We start from the raw sequence: 15,615 nt of genomic DNA, 5'->3' as shown, positions 1-15,615 counted from the left end.
TACCCGGCGGGTCGCGGTTCATCCGCGCCCGGGCCGGCCTGACCCGGCGGTCAGTGCTTGCCGCCGTGGCCCTCCGCGTCCGCCTTCGGGGAGGCCACCCGGGCGGCCGGGTCCTCGACGCCGGGCTGCCCACCGTCCGGCGCGACCATCCCGTCGTAGTTGTAGATCGTGCCGTCCTCGCCGTGCTGCCTGGTGGTGCGGATGTAGCGGTGCATCATGCCGTCGATCTCCACCTCCACGAGGGCGTCGCCGCCCGCGTCGATGGTGCTGCCGTCCCGGGGGCCGCCGACCAGGTGTGCCTTCGTGTTCGTGTCCATGGGGCTGCGGTACCCGGGCGGTCCCGACGCAAAACGGGCGGTCTCCCGCGGGGAGGTCGCCGCCCGGTGCGCGGCGGTATGACCGACGCGGGATGGGCCCGAACATTGCCGATCATCGATATATGTCCATAGGATCCCGCCATCGGATGCCGGCGCGTCGACCCCCGCGCGCCGCGAAGCTCGGGGAGGCTCCCATGGTCCGTTGGCGCAGACTCATCGGCCGGTTGGCCGCCGCGTTGGTGGCGGTCACCGCCGGCTCGTTCGTCCTGGCCGTTCCGGCCGGTGCCAGGCCCGCGTCGGACGTGACTCCGTACGTCGTCGGCGGCACCCTCGCCGCGCAGGGCGAGTTCCCCTTCATGGTCCGGCTCTCGATGGGCTGCGGCGGCTCCCTCTACAGTCCCCGGCTGGTGCTGACCGCCGCGCACTGCGTCGGCGGGACCGGTGCGAACACCAGCATCACCGCCACCCTCGGCGTGGTGGACCTCCAGTCGTCGAGCCGGATCCAGGTGCGGTCCAACTACGTCTACCGGGCGCCCGGCTACAACGGCAACGGCAGGGACTGGGCCCTGATCCGGCTGGCCACCCCGGTGACCACGCTGCCCACGCTCAAGATCGCCACCAGCACCGCGTACGACAACGGCACCTTCACGGTCGCCGGGTGGGGTGCCACCCAGGAGGGCGGCGCGCAGCAGCGCTACCTGCGCAAGGCGACCGTGCCGTTCGTCAGCGACGCCACCTGCAACTCCTACTACGGTGGCCAGATCATCCCGAGCGAGGAGATCTGCGCGGGCTACGCCAGCGGCGGGGTCGACACCTGCCAGGGCGACTCGGGCGGCCCGATGTTCCGGCGGGACGCGACCAACGCCTGGATCCAGGTCGGGATCACGAGCTGGGGCAACGGCTGCGCCCGGCCCTACTACCCCGGCGTCTACACCCAGGTGAGCACCTTCGCCCCGGCGATCGCCTCGGCGGCGGCGAGCCTCGGCGGCTAGTCGCGGGAACGGTGTGCGGGGACCCGGCCGGCCCGTCCGGCCGGGTCCCCGCGCGTGTCCGCCCTCGCGACGCCGACTACCGGGCGTGATCCGCCCTGCCCGATCGGGTGACGAGTGCGTGCCGCGCGGCCCCGTCCCGGCCCCGGCCGCCCGAGCGGCGGCGGGTGCGGAATCGTCGTGCCCGGCCGGCGGGGTCCGGAGGATCGGCTGGTCGCGGGCCGGTTTCCCGGGCGGTCGCGCGTCCGGGGGGCGCGGCGACCGCCGCCGACGCAGGCAAGTGACAATCATCGATGTAGCAGAAAGTTGCATATTCCCTACCGTCGATCAGCCCTCTAGTGTCCATGACCAGCGGCCCTCCATCGACCGACGCCGATCACTGTCGGCGTGCGGCGGGTCGGCACAGCTCCCTCCGCGGCTGCGACCGACGGCCGCACGGGCTCGGGACAGGAGGCGCGATGAGGTCGGGCGACAGCGGGTCCGCGGCACCGGTCCCCGTCTCGGACGGGTCCACGTACCGGTACACCGCCACCCGCCCGGCGACCACCGGGCCGCACCCCGCGGCCGACCCGGGCGGCGCGACCGGCGGCAGCCGCGACCGGGTGTCCACGGCCGCCCTGGCCGCCGTGGAACTGCTCGACCGCCTGGGCCGCCAGGCACCGGTGCGGGTCCGGGCCGGCGCGGAGGTGCTGGACCTGCCGGTCTGGCCGGCGGACCTGCACCGGATGCCCGGCGACCGGGCGCGCGCCATGGTCCGCGCGTGCGCCGCCGCGCTCGACCACGAGGGCGTCGACCACGTCCTCGTGCTCCTCGACGGAGGCTCGCCGGCACCGTCCGCCGGCGCGCCACCCGTGCTGCTCACCGCCGACGTCACCGACACGACGGTCGCGGTCGTGCTCCGCTGCGCCGCCGACGATCCGTGGTCGGCCGACGCCGCCGCCGTGGCGGAGATGTACGCCGAACTGCTCGCCGCCCTGCTCGCCGACCCGGCGTCGCCCACGTCGGCGGCGCCGGCCCTCGGGCCCGCCTCCCGGGCGCTGGTGGAGCGGGCCGGCCGCCGGCACGACGACGGGCCCTTCGTGGCGGTGCCGCGCATGATCGAACACCGCGTCGACCTGCATCCGCAGCGCCGGGCGGTGTCGTTCCGGGGGCGCTCGCTGACCTACCGCGAACTGGACGACCTGGCCAACGGCTTCGCCGCCGCCCTCACGGCCCGGGGGATCGGGCGGGGCGACGTGGTGCCCGTGCTCCTCGCCGACGGCCTCGAACTCCCCGTCGTCGACCTGGCCCTGATGAAGCTCGGCGCGGCCTTCGTGCCCGTCGACCCCGGCTGGCCGGCGGACCGGCTGCGCGCGTCCCTGGCGGTGATCCGGCCCCGGCTCGCCGTGGTCCGGGGCGGCGACCCGCGTCCCGACACCGGGGGCGTTCCCTGCCTGCCGGTGGACCTCGACGACATCACCCCGACCCGCCGCCGGCCCCGGACGCCCGTCGGCCCGGGCGACCTGATCTACGGCATCTTCACGTCCGGCACCACCGGCGCCCCGAAGTGCGCCGTCAACCGGCACGACGGCATCGCCAACCGGTTCCGGTTCATGACCCGCTACTTCGCGGCCACCGGCGCGGAGGTGGTGCTGCAGAACAGCCGGCACACCTTCGACTCGTCGGTGTGGCAGATGTTCTGGCCGCTGACCACCGGCGGCCGGGTGGTGGTGCCCGTCGAGGGCGGCTTCCTCGACGTCGAACGGACCGTCCGCACCATCGCCGACGAGGCCGTCACGATGACCGACTTCGTGCCGAGCGTGCTCGGCGCGTTGGTGTCGGTCCTGGACCGGGACCCGGCGGCCCGCCGCGCCGTCGCCACGCTGCGGCACGTGATCGTCGGCGGCGAGGAGATCGACCCGTGGGCGGTGCACCGCCTGGCCGACCTGGTGCCGGGAGTGTCGGCCACCAACGGGTACGGCCCGACCGAGGCCTCCATCGGCATGGTCTTCCACACCGTCACCCGGTCCGACGGCGACGTCATCCCCATCGGCCGGCCCATCGACAACTGCTACGCGGCGGTGGTGGACGCCGGGCTGCGCCCGCTGCCGCCCGGCGCGACCGGCGAGATCGTCATCGGCGGGGTCTGCCTCGGCGGGGGATACCTCGGCGACCCGGCCCGCACCGCCGAGGTGTTCGTCCCCAACCCGCTGCCCGGCATCCCCGGCACCCGGCTCTACCGCACCGGGGACCTGGGCCGTCTCGCCGCCGACGGTCGACTGCACTTCGTCGGCCGGCGCGACTTCCAGCTCAAGGTGAACGGCGTCCGGATCGAGGCCGGCGAGATCGAGACCGCCGCCACCCGGCTGCCCGGGGTGCGGCAGGCGAAGGTCCTCCTCGCCCGGGAGGGCCGGGGGAAGTCGCTGGCTCTCTTCGTCGCCGCCGACCCGGAGGTGACCGAGCCGGCGCTGCGGGCGCACCTGCGCCGGCTGCTGCCCCGGCCCCACGTGCCCCGGCACGTCGTGGTGCGGGACGCGCTGCCGCTCACCGGCAACGGCAAGGTCGACCGGCGGGCCCTGGAGACCTGGCTCGACCGTACGCTCGCCGAGCGGGCGCGGGCGGCCGCCGCGCGCGCCGAGGCGCGTACGCTGCCGGACCGGGTGCTGGCCGTGTTCCGGACCGTTCTCGGCCGGCCGGACCTCGACCCGGACACCGACTTCCTCGACGCGGGCGGCGACTCGCTCCAGGCGCTCGACGTGGTGACCGCGCTCGGCGCCGACCACCACGTCCGGGTCGGCGTCCAGGACCTCTTCGCCCACCCCACCGCCGCCCGGCTCGCCCGGGTGGTCGCGGCGCGCCTGCGCGCGGCCGACCCCGCCGAGACCGAGGCCGAGCTGGTGGAACGCGACGCGGCCGTCCCGGCCGACCTGCCGGTGCGCCCCGTCGCCCGGCGCCGGTCGCCGCGCACCGTCCTGGTCACCGGCGCCACCGGGTTCGTCGGCGCGCGGCTGGTCCACGAACTGCTCGCCACCACCGACGTCCGGGTGCTGTGCCTCGCGCGGGCCGCCGACGACGCCGAGGCCACCGCACGCGTCGTCCGGGCGTTGGCCGAGCGGGGCCTGTGGCGGCCCGGCCACGGCCTGCGCCTGCACGGCTACGCCGCGGACCTGGCCCGCCCCGCCCTCGGCCTGGACCCGGAGACCTGGGCCCGGCTGGCCCACGACTGCGACCTCGTGCTGCACGCCGGGGCGCTGGTCAACTTCCTGTTCGACTACCGGGCCCACCGCCAGGCGAACGTCCTCGGCACCGCCGAGCTGCTCCGGCTGGCGCTGACCGGCCGGCCGAAGCCGCTGCACCACGTCTCCACCCTCGGCGTCCTCGACACCGAGGCCGCCCGCCGCCCCGACCCGCTGCCGGAAGGGTGCGACCCGGCCCTCGTCGTCCCGCCCACCAGCGGCTACAGCCGGTCGAAGTGGGTGGCGGAGCGGTATCTCGCCGAGGCCCGGCGGCGCGGCGCGACCGTCACCGTGCTGCGTCTCGGGGAGGTGATGCCCGCCGCGGACGACGGGCAGCCCAACCCCCGGGCGCTGACCCACCTGTTGCTGGCCGCCTGCCACCGGCTGCGGATGCGTCCCGACGCGTCGGTCCGCTCCGACTGGACGCCGGTGGACTGGGCCGCGCGGCGGATCGTCGCCGCCGTCGTCGACCCGCGGCTGTGGGGCGGCGCGCTGCACGTCCTGCACCCGGTGAGCGTCGACTTCACCGACCTGCCGCTGGCCGGCGCGGACGCCCTGCCCCGGGTGAGCTGCGTGCGCTTCGTGGCGGCGCTGCGCGAGGCGGCGACCGACGGCGACCGGGCCGCCGCCGTGCTGCTCGCGCTGTTCCCGGCCGGGGCCGGCGCCGACGAGGAGCGGCTGCGGGCGGTCTTCGCGACGCTGCTCACCGACAACCCCCGGCTGTTCCGCCGCGACGGCTGCGCCGAGCTGGAACGGCGCCGGGGCTTCACCGACCACCGGCTCGGGCCGTCCGTCGGCGCCTACCGGGCGTGGCTGGGCGAGCACGAGCGACGGGCGACCGACCGGCTGCTGCTGCCGGCCGGACCAGGGTGACCAGCCGCGCTCGGCGCGGCGATCGGCACGGACGAGGGAGTGGAATGCGATACCGCAGGATGGGTCGGCTCGGCTGGCAGGTCAGCGAGGTCGGGTACGGGATGTGGGGCATCGGCGGGGGACCGGGCGGCTTCACCGGCTGGGACTACGACACCGCGCCGGCCTGCCTGGACGAGGCGGTGGAACGGGGCTGCAACTTCTTCGACACCGCCTGGGTCTACGGGCGGGGCGTCAGCGAACGGTTGCTCGGCGCCCTCGTGCGCCGGCACCCGGACCGCCGGCTCTACCTGGCCACCAAGATCCCGCCGAAGAACCGGGAGTGGCCGCCCGGCCCGCAGGACACCCTGGACGACGTCTTCCCGGCCGACCACATCCGCGAGTACACCCGGCACAGCCTGGAGAACCTCGGCGTGGACCGGATCGACCTGCTCCAGTTCCACGTCTGGGAGGACCGCTGGGCGGCCGACGGCCGCTGGCAGGAGACCGTCGCGGACCTCAAGCGGGAGGGCCTCGTCGACGGCGTCGGGATCAGCGTCAACCGGTGGGAGCCGACGAACTGCCACGCCGCCCTCGACACCGGGCTGATCGACGTCGTCCAGGTCATCTACAACATCTTCGACCAGGCGCCCGAGGACGAGCTGTTCCCCCGCGCGCAGCGCGACGACATCGGGATCATCGCCCGGGTGCCGTTCGACGAGGGGACGCTGACCGGCAGGCTGACCGCCGACAGCACGTGGCCGGAGGAGGACTGGCGCAGCACGTACTTCGGCCCGGAGAACCTGCTGCCCAGCGTGGAGCGCGCCGAGCGGCTGGCCGCCGACGTGCCGCCGGGGACGACCATGCCGGAGCTGGCGCTGCGGTTCATCCTGCACCACCCGGCGGTGAGCACGGTGATCCCCGGCATGCGCCGCGTCGAGCACGTCCGCGCCAACCTGGCCGTCAGCGACGGCGCGCCGCTGGACGCCGGGCTGCTGGACCGGCTGCGCGACCACCGCTGGGACCGCAAGCCGACCTGGTGGTCCCAGTGAGGCCCGTCCACCACCTCGGCGGCGCGCCGGTCCGGCGGGCGACGCGGTACGGGGCGTCCGCATGCCGGTGATCGCCATGTGGGCGCATCCGCGGGCGCTCTCCACCGCGTTCCTGCGCATGATGATCGCCCGCGGTGACGTGACGGTCGTGCACGAGCCGCTGGTCACCCTCGTCGACGAGGGGCACGTCGACCTGCCCACCGCCGACGGCGGCGCCGTCACCGTGACCGACCCGGCCGACGTCGTCGCGCACCTGACCGGGCTGGGCCGGGACCGGACGGTCTTCGTCAAGGACACCCTCGAGTACCGGTACCGGCACCTGTTCGACGATCCCGAGGCGATCGCCGACGTCACGCACACCTTCATCGTCCGGGAACCGGCCCGCACGATCAGCTCGCACTACGCCATCAAGCCCACGGTGACCTGCCCCGAGATCGGCTTCGAGCACCAGTGGGAGCTGTTCGACCTGGTCCGCCGGACCGCGCGCCGGCCGCCGGTGGTGATCCGGGCCGAGGACCTGCTGCGCCGGCCCGCGGACACGGTGGCGGCCTGGTGCGCCGCCGTGGGGCTGCCGTTCCGGCCGGAGGCGCTGAACTGGGCGCCGGGGGAGCGCGCCGAGTGGCGGCGCACCCGCAAGTGGCACCTCGACGTCGAGCGCACCTCCGGCTTCTCGCCGGTCGCCAAGTCCTTCGCGGTGACCGTCGACAACGACGACACCCTGCGCTTGTACCACGACCACCACCAGCCCTTCTACCAGCGGCTGATCCGGCACGCCATCGCCATCGGGGAGGATTCATGACCACCACCGCCGCGCCGCCCGTGACCGCGTCGTCGACCCTGTCGCCCGGCGAGGTGTTCGCCCGCGCGTACGCCGCCGACCCGGCCGGCGCCGAGGTGCGCTTCGACTACACCATCACGGACGCCTTCCAGCCGACCAAGGAACGCCCCCGGGTGACCGTCCGCAACCTGTTCCGCAAGCGGTCCGTGGGGATGGACCCGGTGCGGTTCTGGTGCGAGGGCCGGCCCGACGTCGGGGAGGCCGCCGCGGTGCACGAGTCCGGCCTGCGCCGCGAGGCGGCCTTCCGGTTCGGCACCGCCTCGGCCGCCGTGCACCCGATCCGCGCCTGGGTACGCATCCCCGAGGAACTCGCCGACGACCCGGAGGCGTTGGCCGTCTTCGTCGACTACCGGCTGCTGGTCCGCCTCGCCACGGCGGAGAACCAGGCGCTGACCATCGGCGAGCACGGCCTGCTGCGGTACCCCGAGATCGGGCGGCTGCCGTACCGGCACGACTGGCTGACCGGCCTGCTCGCCGCCTGCGACGAGATCGAGCAGACCGGTGCCACCCCGCACGCGATGATCGTCAACCCGAGGGACTACTACACCCACCTGCTCGGGCGCGACGCGCTGCTGGCGGACCTGCACCGCAACGGCGTCCTGATCAGCCGTACCCGGATGGTGGCGCCGGGTGAGGCGGTGGTGGGCGACTTCGCGATGGCGGCGCGCCTGCTCGACGCCGGGCGCTCCGCGATCCGCGTGGCGACCCCGCCGCCGGGCACCTTCGCCACCGACGGCCCGGCCGTCTGCGCCGAGATCCACGAGGGCCTGGCCGTGCACCTGCCGACCCACTTCTTCCACGTCGTACCGGCCTAGGAGCGTCACCGCATGACCACGACCGGCGGGAAACTCGCGTTCTACCGGCCCATCGTGCCGCTCTTCGGCGCCATCTTCCTCTGCCTGCTCGGCGTCGGCGCGTCCCTGGCCGTGCTGCCCTTCTACGTCCTCGACGAACTCGACGGCAACCGGGTCGAGGTGGGCGTGGTGATCGCCGCGATCGCGGTCTCCGCCGTGATCGCCCGGCCCGTCGCCGGTCGGCTCGGCGACCGGCACGGGTACCGGACGGTGATGCTGGCCGGGGCGGCCGTGTGCGCGGCCGCCGCCGCGGCCTACCTGGTGGCCGGCAACGTCGGCGTGCTGGTCGGCGTCCGGGTCCTGCACGGCGTGGGGGAGGCGGCCGTCTACACCGCCGGCGCGGCCTGGCTGGTGGCGCTCGCGCCGGCCGACCGGCGGGGCCGCGTCGTCGGCCTGTACGGCATCCACATGTGGCTGGGCATCACGCTCGGCGCGCTGCTCGGCGCGGTGCTGCTGCGCACCTCGGGCGGCTATCCCGCCGTGTGGCTGTTCGCGATCCTGGCGGCGCTGGCCGGGGCCGCGCTCGTCGCCGTCCGCCCCCGGCCGGAGCAGCCGGAACCGAAGGGCCCGGCCGGCATCCTGCCGCGCAGCGCGGTCGCCCCGGGCGTCGCGCTCTCCCTGGCCGGGTTCGGGTACGCCGCACTGGCCGCGTTCGTCGCCCTGCACCTGGCCGACCGGGGCATCGAGAACGGGATCGCCGCGTTCAACGCGTTCGGCTTCACCTATGTCGGGGTCCGGCTGTTCGTGGGCGGGCTGCCCGACCGGCTCGGCGCCGGCCGGGTGGCGGTCGTGTCCGCGCTGGTGGAGGCGGTGGGGCTGCTCCTGGTCGCGGTCGCGCCGAATCTCGTGGTCGCGGTCGTCGGCGGGCTGGTGATCGGCGCCGGGCTGTCGCTGCTCTTTCCGGCGCTGGCCCTGCTCGTGATCAATCGGACCGACCCGGCGCACCAGGGGGCGGCGCTCGGCGCGTTCACGTCGTTCTGGGACCTGGGCCTGGTGGCCGGGGCGCCGCTGGCCGGCCTGGTCGCCAGCGTGGCCGGCTATCCGGCGGTCTTCCAGGTGATGCTGCTGGCGGCGCTGGTGTCGGCGGGCATCTCGGCGTGGACGATGCTGCCCCGTCGCTCGCTCGTCGGCCAGCGACCCGGCCACGCTCCTGAACGCCCGTGAGGTGAAAGGAAGGGCACCTTCCTAACGCCTGGTGCATAGGAAGGGGCCCTTCCTTTCACCTGACCAGGAGGGGACGGGCGGGTGAGTAGGGGGCGGGGTCGACGGGTGGCGGGGCATCGACCGCCAGCGCGGCGAGCAGTGCGCCGGCCGCGGGCGCCGTCTGGACGCCGTAGCCGCTCAGCCCCGCCAGCCAGAGGAAGTCCGGCGCGTCGGGCGCCGGGCCGATCACCGGCACGTCGTCCGGGGCGGCGGTCCGCAGACCGGCCCAGGCCCGGTGGACCCGGCGGAAGCTCAGCGTGGTCGCCTCCTGCACCCGCTCGGCGCCGATCGCCACGTCGAGGTCGTCGGGGCGGGCGTCCCCGGGCGGCGCCGGGGTGGCGTCGGACGGGGAGACCAGCAGGCGTCCCGACTCCGGCTTGAAGTAGAAGGTGCCGGCCACGTCGTTGACCATCGGCCAGTCCGTCGCCGGGACGCCGGCCGGCGCGTCCACGAGGAAGGCGGTGCGCCGCAGCGGGGTCAGCCCCACCGGTCGTACGCCGGCCGCCGCGGCGACCTCGTCGGCCCAGGCGCCGGCCGCGTTGACGACGACCCGCGCGGTGAACTCGCCGGCGTCGGTGGCGACCCGCCACGCCCCGTCCGCCCGCCGCAGCCGGCGGACCCGGGCGCCGCACATTACCCGGCCGCCGGCCGCGCGGATGCCCCGCAGGTATCCCTGGTGCAGCGCGGCGACGTCGAGGTCCCGGGCGGCCGGCTTCACCATCGCCCGCCGGCACCACCCCGGCCGCACCACCGGGCAGTACGCGGTCACCTCGGCCGGGTCGATCTCGCGGGCCGGCGGGTCCACGTCGGCCCCGTCGCGCAGCGTCGCGTCGAACTCGTCCTCGGCACCCGGCGGGCAGAGGCTGAGCACGCCGCGCGGGGTGAGCAGCGGATGGTCGGCGAATCCCGGCGGCGGGGCGGCGAGAAAGCCCCGGCTGGCCCGGGTCAGCCCGCGCACCACCGGCCCGCCGTAGTACTCGGAGAACAGGGCGGCCGAGCGGCCGGTGGAGTGCTGGCCGGGGACGCGTTCCATCTCGGCCAGCAGCACGCTGCCGTACGCGGCGAGGTGGTGTCCGGCGCTGGCGCCCGCGATGCCCGCGCCGATGACCATATAGTCGATCGTCACTGGATTCGACGGTAGCCGCAGACGCCTCCAGCGACAAGCATCGATGTTGCGTGCGGCCGTCACCGCGCCGCCGGCGAGGCGTACCCGGTGTCCGGCGGGCGGCCCGCCGCCGTGCCGGAGGTGCGACCGTCCTCGTGCCGCACCGCATCGACCCCGGCCCGACCGCCTGTGTCGACCGTTCGGGGCGGACGATCCGCCCGCGCGGCCCGCCGGATCGACGGGTCGCGCGGGCGGGCGCCGGGATGCCCGGTGCCCGCTCAGCGTCGGTGGCCCCGGCGTTCCCGGGTCAGGCGCCGCAGTAGAGCAGGCGGTTCGGCGTGCCGGCGACCACGCCGCTGACGACCCCGGTGGTCGCCCTGCCGGTCAGGTAGGCCGCCACCTGGGCGGGAGTCCAGGTGGGATTGGCCGAGAGGGCGAGCGCGGCGCACCCGGCGACGTGTGCGGCGGCCATCGACCCGCCGCTGAGGGTGGCCACCGCCGTGTCGGTGGCGTGCCAGGTGGAGGTGATGTTGGCGCCGGGGGCGTACAGGTCGAGGCAACTGCCGTAGTTGCCGCTCGGCATCCGGCCGTCGGTAATGGTGGTGCCGGCCACGGTGAGCGCCGCCGGCACCCGGGCGGGAGAGTAGTTGCAGGCGTTGGCGTTCGAGCTGCCGGCCGTGACGACGTAGGTGACGCCGGACGAGATGGACCGGTTCACGGCCGAGTCGAGGGCCGTACTGGCCCCGCCGCCGAGCGCCAGCAGCGCCACCGCCGGCCGGACTGCGTTCGCGGTGACCCAGTCCACCCCGGCGATGACCTGGGAGAAGGTGCCGCTGCCGGCGCAGTTCAGCACCCGCACCGGGCGCAGCTGGACCTCCTTCGCCACCCCGTGCCGCGTGCCGCCGACGGTGCCGGCCAGGTGGGTGCCGTGGCCGTTGCAGTCGTCCGCCGGGCCGCCGTCGACGAGGTCCACCCCCACGCCGGCCCGCCCGCCGAAGTCGGTGTGGGTACGCCGCAGGCCCGTGTCGATGACGTACGCGTGCACGTTGTGCGCGGTGTTCGGGTAGGCGTACCGGCCGTCGAGCGGGAGGCCGCGCTGGTCGATCCGGTCCAGGCCCCAGGACGGCGGGTTGAGCTGGACCCCCGGCCCGACGAGGGTGACCACCCGGTCCCGCTCCACGTACGCCACGGCCGGGTCGGCGGCGAGCCGACGGGCCGCGCCCTCCGGCAGCCGCGCCGCGAAACCGGTGAGCGCGTGGCCGTAGACGTGGCCGAGGGTGGCGCCGTAGCGGTCGGCCAGCCGGTTCGCGACGCTCCTGACCGCAACCTGCCGGTCGCCGCCGTGCCGGCCGACGCTGTCGTCCCGGAGTACCACGACGTAGCCGTCGGTCACGGCGTTCGCGTCGTCGGCGTGCCGGATCTCGCCGCCGGAGGCCGCGGTGGCGGGGGTGCCCACGGTGGCGACGAGCGCGGCGGCGAGGGCGAGTACGCCCACCGCGCGGGCCCGCCACCGCCGGGTACGGGGAAGTGTCATGCCGGTCCTCCTCCTGTCGGCCCCGCGCCGGCTCGTGACCGGACGCGGGGCGGCCTGGCCGTTGAGAGGAGGTTATCGGTTATATAGATCGATCTGAATGGCTGTCGGGATTCGGCTAACGGTCGGCGAACCGGTAGATCACGAAGTCCTCCTTGGCGCCGCAGACGATCACGCTGGTGTTCCACGAGCACGTCTCGCTGCGTACGCCCACCAACTCGCCCATCTCGGTCACCGCTCCCGAGCCGGCCGCCACCCCGGCGACGCTGTGGTCGTCCTCGACGGAGCTCGGCGGGTCGGCGAAGACGAGCAGGTTGCCCCCGTCGAGCCGGACCGCCACCCCCCGACGGTCCCGCAGCACCGCGCGACCGTCCGGGTCGAACAGGGTGCCGACCGACTCCGAGGAGGTCCGCCGGACCAGCAGGTGCTCGTCGAGCGGCACCAACCGGGTCGCCTCCGGCGCCGGCCAGTGGGCCACTTTCTCCTCGGTCGCCGCCACCACCTCGGTGCTCTCGTCCTCGCCGCCCGTGGTCTCCAGCAGGCAGGCCCGGTGCTCGCCGCACGGCACCAGCGCCTCCGGCCGCTTGCGGTCGTCCGTGGCGGTGTACAGCACCTTCGGCTGGGCGCCGGTCGTCAGGTCGTACGCCAGCAACTGGTAGCCGGCCTCGTCGCGGGCCACGTAGAGGCGGTCCTCGTGCGCCACCACCAGGTCGTCCTGGTCGGCCACGCCGGCATGGCTGTGGACGATCCGGCGGCTGCCCATGTCGACCACCCGGACGGAACGGTCCGCGCCAACCTGCACGAGCCGGCGGACCTCGCCGCGCCAGGGGTCGCGCGGCGAGCCGTCGACGAAGGCCGGGCCGCCAAGCGCCTCGTCCGTGGTGACCGGGTGGACGCTGGTGCGGGCCCCGCCGTACTCGTCCTGCGGGCTGGGCTGCGTCCACGTCTCCCCGCCGTCGTTCAGGCGCAGCCCGACCAGCCGCTTCTCGGTCTGGTCGACCAGCACCGCGACGTCCTCGCCGAAGAAGACCTCGTCGTTGCCCAGGACGGGCCGGCGCCACCGCTCGGCGCCGGAGGCGCCGTCGAGCAGCACCAGGTCCCGGGGGGTGTCGTCGCCGATGGCGTCGGCGAAGGCCGCCACCGCGCCGGGTAGCGCGACGATTCGCTCCCACCGCTCGGCGGACGCCCCGGTCTGCTTCCGCCACTCGACCCCGCCGGTGTCGGCGTCGACCGCCACCACCTCCAGCCGCCCGTCGTCGAGCGGGTGCGCGAGGTACGCCCTTCCGCCGAGCACCGCGGTGAACATCGCCTCCGGCCGGTCGTCCCCGGCGGCCACCCGCTCCACCTCGGCCACAGCGGCCCGGAACTCCAGGGCGGGGTAGCGGTCCCGGGCCAGGTAGAGCACCGCCGCGGTCACCACGCCGGCGAGGGCGACGACGGCCCCGGCCGTGATCCACAGCGCCCGGCGGCGGGGGAACGCGGGCGCGGCCGGGCCGGCGCCGGGCGGCGGCGACACCGGCGTGCCGGAGACGGGTACGCCCGGCCACGCCGCCGGCGACGCGCCCGACCCGGCGGACAGGCTCGCCGGGGGTACGCCGGGCGCCCATCCGCCCGCCTGAGGCGGCCCGGGCACGCCCGACGGCTGACCGCCACGGCCACCGTGCCGGCCGTGTCCGTCGTGACCGCCGTGCTGGCCGTGTCCGGCGGGCGGATGGGCGCCCGGCACCGGCCTCCCGGGCGGGGCGGCTCCCGGCGGTCCGTACGGTGTGGTCGGGGCCGGCGCGGCGGGCACGGTCGGCGTGGCCGACGCACCCGCGACCAGGGTGGGCGCCAGTCCGGCGGGGAGCGCCGGCGTGACGCCCTCCGGCCCGGCGACAACGGTCGGCGTGGGGCCCACGGGCCCGGCGGGCTGGGGCAACGCCGGCCCGGCGGCCTGCTGCGCCGGTATGCCGGACCCGGCCTGCGCCGGGCCCGTAGGCCCGGCCGACGCCGGCGCCGGCGCGGCGGCTGCGTCCTGCGGCGGTGCGGTCGGTCCGGCCTGCGCGACCGGTCCTGGCTGCTGCGCCGGCGCTGGTCCTGGCTGCGGCGGCGCGGCGGATCCGGCCTGCGCGGGCGCGGCGAAGGCGGCGGCGCCGCGGGGGCGTCGGGGCAGGGGCAGGTCGGTGAGCGCCCCCTCGGCGACCGGCAGCTCCGGCTGCTCCAGCACGGTCGGGGCGACGCCCAGCTCGGCGTGCAGGAGCCGGGCCACCATCGGCATCCGGGTGGCGCCGCCGACCAGGAACAGGCCGGCGAGCTGCTGCGGGTCGAGGCCGGCCGCGCCGATCACCTCCCGGGCCACCGTCACCGCCCGGCCCAGCAGCGGCGCGGCCACCCGCTCCAGGTCGGCGCGGGTGAGGGTGACGACCGCCTCCACCCCCGGCACGGCCACCGGCGCGGCCGTCGCGCGGGACAGCATCTCCTTCGCGCCCCGGGCGTTCTCCCAGAGTTCGTGCTGCTCCCGCCGCTGCGTCGCCGACTGCGGGTGGACCAGCCGCTGCCACTGCGCCGGATGGTCGCCCGCGACCAGCTCGCCGAGCCGGCCCAGCAGCGCCGCGTCGACGTCCAGGCCGCCGAGGTCGTCGGCGCCGCCCGCGGCGACCACGCTGAACCCCGAGTCGCCCCATGGGTCGGCGCCCTCGTTGCGGAGCACGGCGACGTCCAGGGTGCCGGCGCCGAAGTCGAAGACGGCGATCGCCCCGCCCACCGGCACCGGCCGGCGCAACACCTGGGTGTAGTAGCGGGCGGCGGCGACCGGCTCCCGCAGCAGCCGGGTGCCCGGTGGGGTGGGGCCGGAAAGCGTGTGCTCGGCCGCCGACGGCCACCCGGCCGCGGCCAGGGCGTCGGCGAGCACCTGCCGCCGGGCCGCGTCCCAGGTCGCCGGGCAGGTGAGCACCGCCGGGGGCAGGAAGCCGACCGCCTCGACGGCCGCCCGGGCCACCGCGTGCAGCGTTGCGGCCAGCAGTTCGGCCGGCGGATACCGGCGGTCGCCCAGCGACACCGCCGGCTCGTCGATGCGCCGCTTCGGGTTGGGCTCGTATTGGCCCGGATCGGTGCGGGCCAGCCGCTGGGCGTCCCGGCCGGCGTGCAGCAGCCCGTCCGCGTCGGCGTACACGCCCGAGGGGATGATCGGCTGGCCGTCCACCAGCAGCGGGCGGGTGTGCCCGTCCGGCCGGCGCAGCACGGCAACGGTGTGCGACGTGCCGAGGTCGACGCCGAGGGCGTACCCCTCGTGCTGGCCTGCCATCTGCCGATACCTCCGCGGGACGAGGGGATGCCCGGCCCCGCATGGTACGCAGCAGCCGCACCGGTGCCGATCTCGCCCCGAGGCCCCCGGCGCGGCGGGCCGTCGCGTGGCTACAGGCCGGCGCTGCCGCCCATGACCACGCCGGTTGCCGTCATTCCGCCAGGTAGCCGGTAGCGGGATCGATCTGGGCGAGGAAGTCGCGGATGGCCTCCTCCATCTCGGGCCGGCTCATCGCGGAGCCGTCAGACCGGGAAAGGCCAAAGCCGTAGTCGTGCGGCCCACTAAGAGTTCCTAACAAAATGATCTTCGGGTCTTTCGTCCCTTGTAGAGGGTGATCTACGATGTCGGGCCGTGAGGCGTGGTGAGCAGCCGCCGTGGA

The 15,615-nt window shown here is 75.7% G+C and carries 10 protein-coding genes and 1 pseudogene; 6 read left to right on the top strand and 5 right to left on the bottom strand.

Annotation, left to right across the window (positions count from 1 at the left end; translation table 11 throughout):
* Positions 1 to 50: 50 nt before the first annotated feature.
* On the bottom strand, positions 51 to 317 hold the full coding sequence (locus ACGF5G_RS09350; RefSeq protein ID WP_393260704.1) for a hypothetical protein: 267 nt from the start codon (positions 315 to 317) through the stop codon (positions 51 to 53).
* A 194-nt stretch (positions 318 to 511) separates the two neighbouring features.
* Between ACGF5G_RS09350 and ACGF5G_RS09345 the strand changes: the two genes are divergently transcribed.
* The 6 genes from ACGF5G_RS09345 (at position 512) to ACGF5G_RS09320 (ending at position 9,278) form a co-directional block, all read left to right on the top strand.
* Positions 512 to 1,309, top strand: a complete 798-nt coding sequence (locus tag ACGF5G_RS09345; RefSeq protein WP_393260702.1) for a S1 family peptidase — start codon at positions 512 to 514, stop codon at positions 1,307 to 1,309.
* A gap of 455 nt (positions 1,310 to 1,764) precedes the next feature.
* Positions 1,765 to 5,394, top strand: coding sequence for an amino acid adenylation domain-containing protein (locus tag ACGF5G_RS09340; RefSeq protein ID WP_393260699.1), 3,630 nt, complete (start codon positions 1,765 to 1,767; stop codon positions 5,392 to 5,394).
* Between the two features lie 44 nt (positions 5,395 to 5,438).
* The gene (locus ACGF5G_RS09335) at positions 5,439 to 6,422 is read left to right on the top strand and encodes an aldo/keto reductase (RefSeq protein ID WP_393260696.1); all 984 of its coding nucleotides are present in this window, start codon (positions 5,439 to 5,441) and stop codon (positions 6,420 to 6,422) included.
* A 61-nt stretch (positions 6,423 to 6,483) separates the two neighbouring features.
* The gene (locus tag ACGF5G_RS09330; RefSeq protein ID WP_393260693.1) at positions 6,484 to 7,221 is read left to right on the top strand and encodes a hypothetical protein; all 738 of its coding nucleotides are present in this window, start codon (positions 6,484 to 6,486) and stop codon (positions 7,219 to 7,221) included.
* A complete protein-coding gene (locus ACGF5G_RS09325) occupies positions 7,218 to 8,075 on the top strand; it encodes a family 3 encapsulin nanocompartment shell protein (RefSeq protein WP_393260690.1) in 858 nt (285 codons plus the stop codon). The genes ACGF5G_RS09330 and ACGF5G_RS09325 overlap by 4 nt, the downstream gene beginning before the upstream one ends.
* Before the next feature lie 12 nt (positions 8,076 to 8,087).
* Positions 8,088 to 9,278, top strand: coding sequence for an MFS transporter (locus tag ACGF5G_RS09320; RefSeq protein WP_393260688.1), 1,191 nt, complete (start codon positions 8,088 to 8,090; stop codon positions 9,276 to 9,278).
* Between the two features lie 55 nt (positions 9,279 to 9,333).
* Here ACGF5G_RS09320 and ACGF5G_RS09315 read toward each other — a convergent pair whose 3' ends face one another.
* From ACGF5G_RS09315 to ACGF5G_RS09300, 4 genes and pseudogenes are all read right to left on the bottom strand, one after another.
* Positions 9,334 to 10,443: an NAD(P)/FAD-dependent oxidoreductase gene (locus tag ACGF5G_RS09315; RefSeq protein ID WP_393260686.1), complete on the bottom strand. Its 1,110-nt coding sequence runs from the start codon at positions 10,441 to 10,443 to the stop codon at positions 9,334 to 9,336.
* Between the two features lie 286 nt (positions 10,444 to 10,729).
* A complete protein-coding gene (locus ACGF5G_RS09310; RefSeq protein ID WP_393260684.1) occupies positions 10,730 to 11,956 on the bottom strand; it encodes a S8 family peptidase in 1,227 nt (408 codons plus the stop codon).
* Between the two features lie 115 nt (positions 11,957 to 12,071).
* A complete protein-coding gene (locus ACGF5G_RS09305; RefSeq protein WP_393260681.1) occupies positions 12,072 to 15,236 on the bottom strand; it encodes an Hsp70 family protein in 3,165 nt (1,054 codons plus the stop codon).
* Positions 15,237 to 15,387: 151 nt separating this feature from the next.
* Positions 15,388 to 15,615 (bottom strand): annotated as a pseudogene (locus ACGF5G_RS09300) (hypothetical protein); the annotation flags it as partial.

Source organism: Micromonospora sp. NPDC047730 (assembly GCF_043204765.1).
Classification (GTDB): domain Bacteria; phylum Actinomycetota; class Actinomycetes; order Mycobacteriales; family Micromonosporaceae; genus Micromonospora.
Note: the sequence above shows the minus strand (reverse complement) of the source record. Positions and strands in the feature narration are given on the sequence as shown.

What these genes read in the sequence shown, in the direction of transcription:
- ACGF5G_RS09330 (WP_393260693.1), top strand. Translation starts at nt 6,484, where the DNA reads ATGCCGGTGATCGCCATGTGGGCGCATCCGCGGGCGCTCTCCACCGCG.
- ACGF5G_RS09350 (WP_393260704.1), bottom strand. Translation starts at nt 317, where the DNA reads ATGGACACGAACACGAAGGCACACCTGGTCGGCGGCCCCCGGGACGGC.
- ACGF5G_RS09345 (WP_393260702.1), top strand. Translation starts at nt 512, where the DNA reads ATGGTCCGTTGGCGCAGACTCATCGGCCGGTTGGCCGCCGCGTTGGTG.
- ACGF5G_RS09305 (WP_393260681.1), bottom strand. Translation starts at nt 15,236, where the DNA reads ATGGCAGGCCAGCACGAGGGGTACGCCCTCGGCGTCGACCTCGGCACG.
- ACGF5G_RS09340 (WP_393260699.1), top strand. Translation starts at nt 1,765, where the DNA reads ATGAGGTCGGGCGACAGCGGGTCCGCGGCACCGGTCCCCGTCTCGGAC.
- ACGF5G_RS09320 (WP_393260688.1), top strand. Translation starts at nt 8,088, where the DNA reads ATGACCACGACCGGCGGGAAACTCGCGTTCTACCGGCCCATCGTGCCG.
- ACGF5G_RS09325 (WP_393260690.1), top strand. Translation starts at nt 7,218, where the DNA reads ATGACCACCACCGCCGCGCCGCCCGTGACCGCGTCGTCGACCCTGTCG.
- ACGF5G_RS09335 (WP_393260696.1), top strand. Translation starts at nt 5,439, where the DNA reads ATGCGATACCGCAGGATGGGTCGGCTCGGCTGGCAGGTCAGCGAGGTC.
- ACGF5G_RS09310 (WP_393260684.1), bottom strand. Translation starts at nt 11,956, where the DNA reads ATGACACTTCCCCGTACCCGGCGGTGGCGGGCCCGCGCGGTGGGCGTA.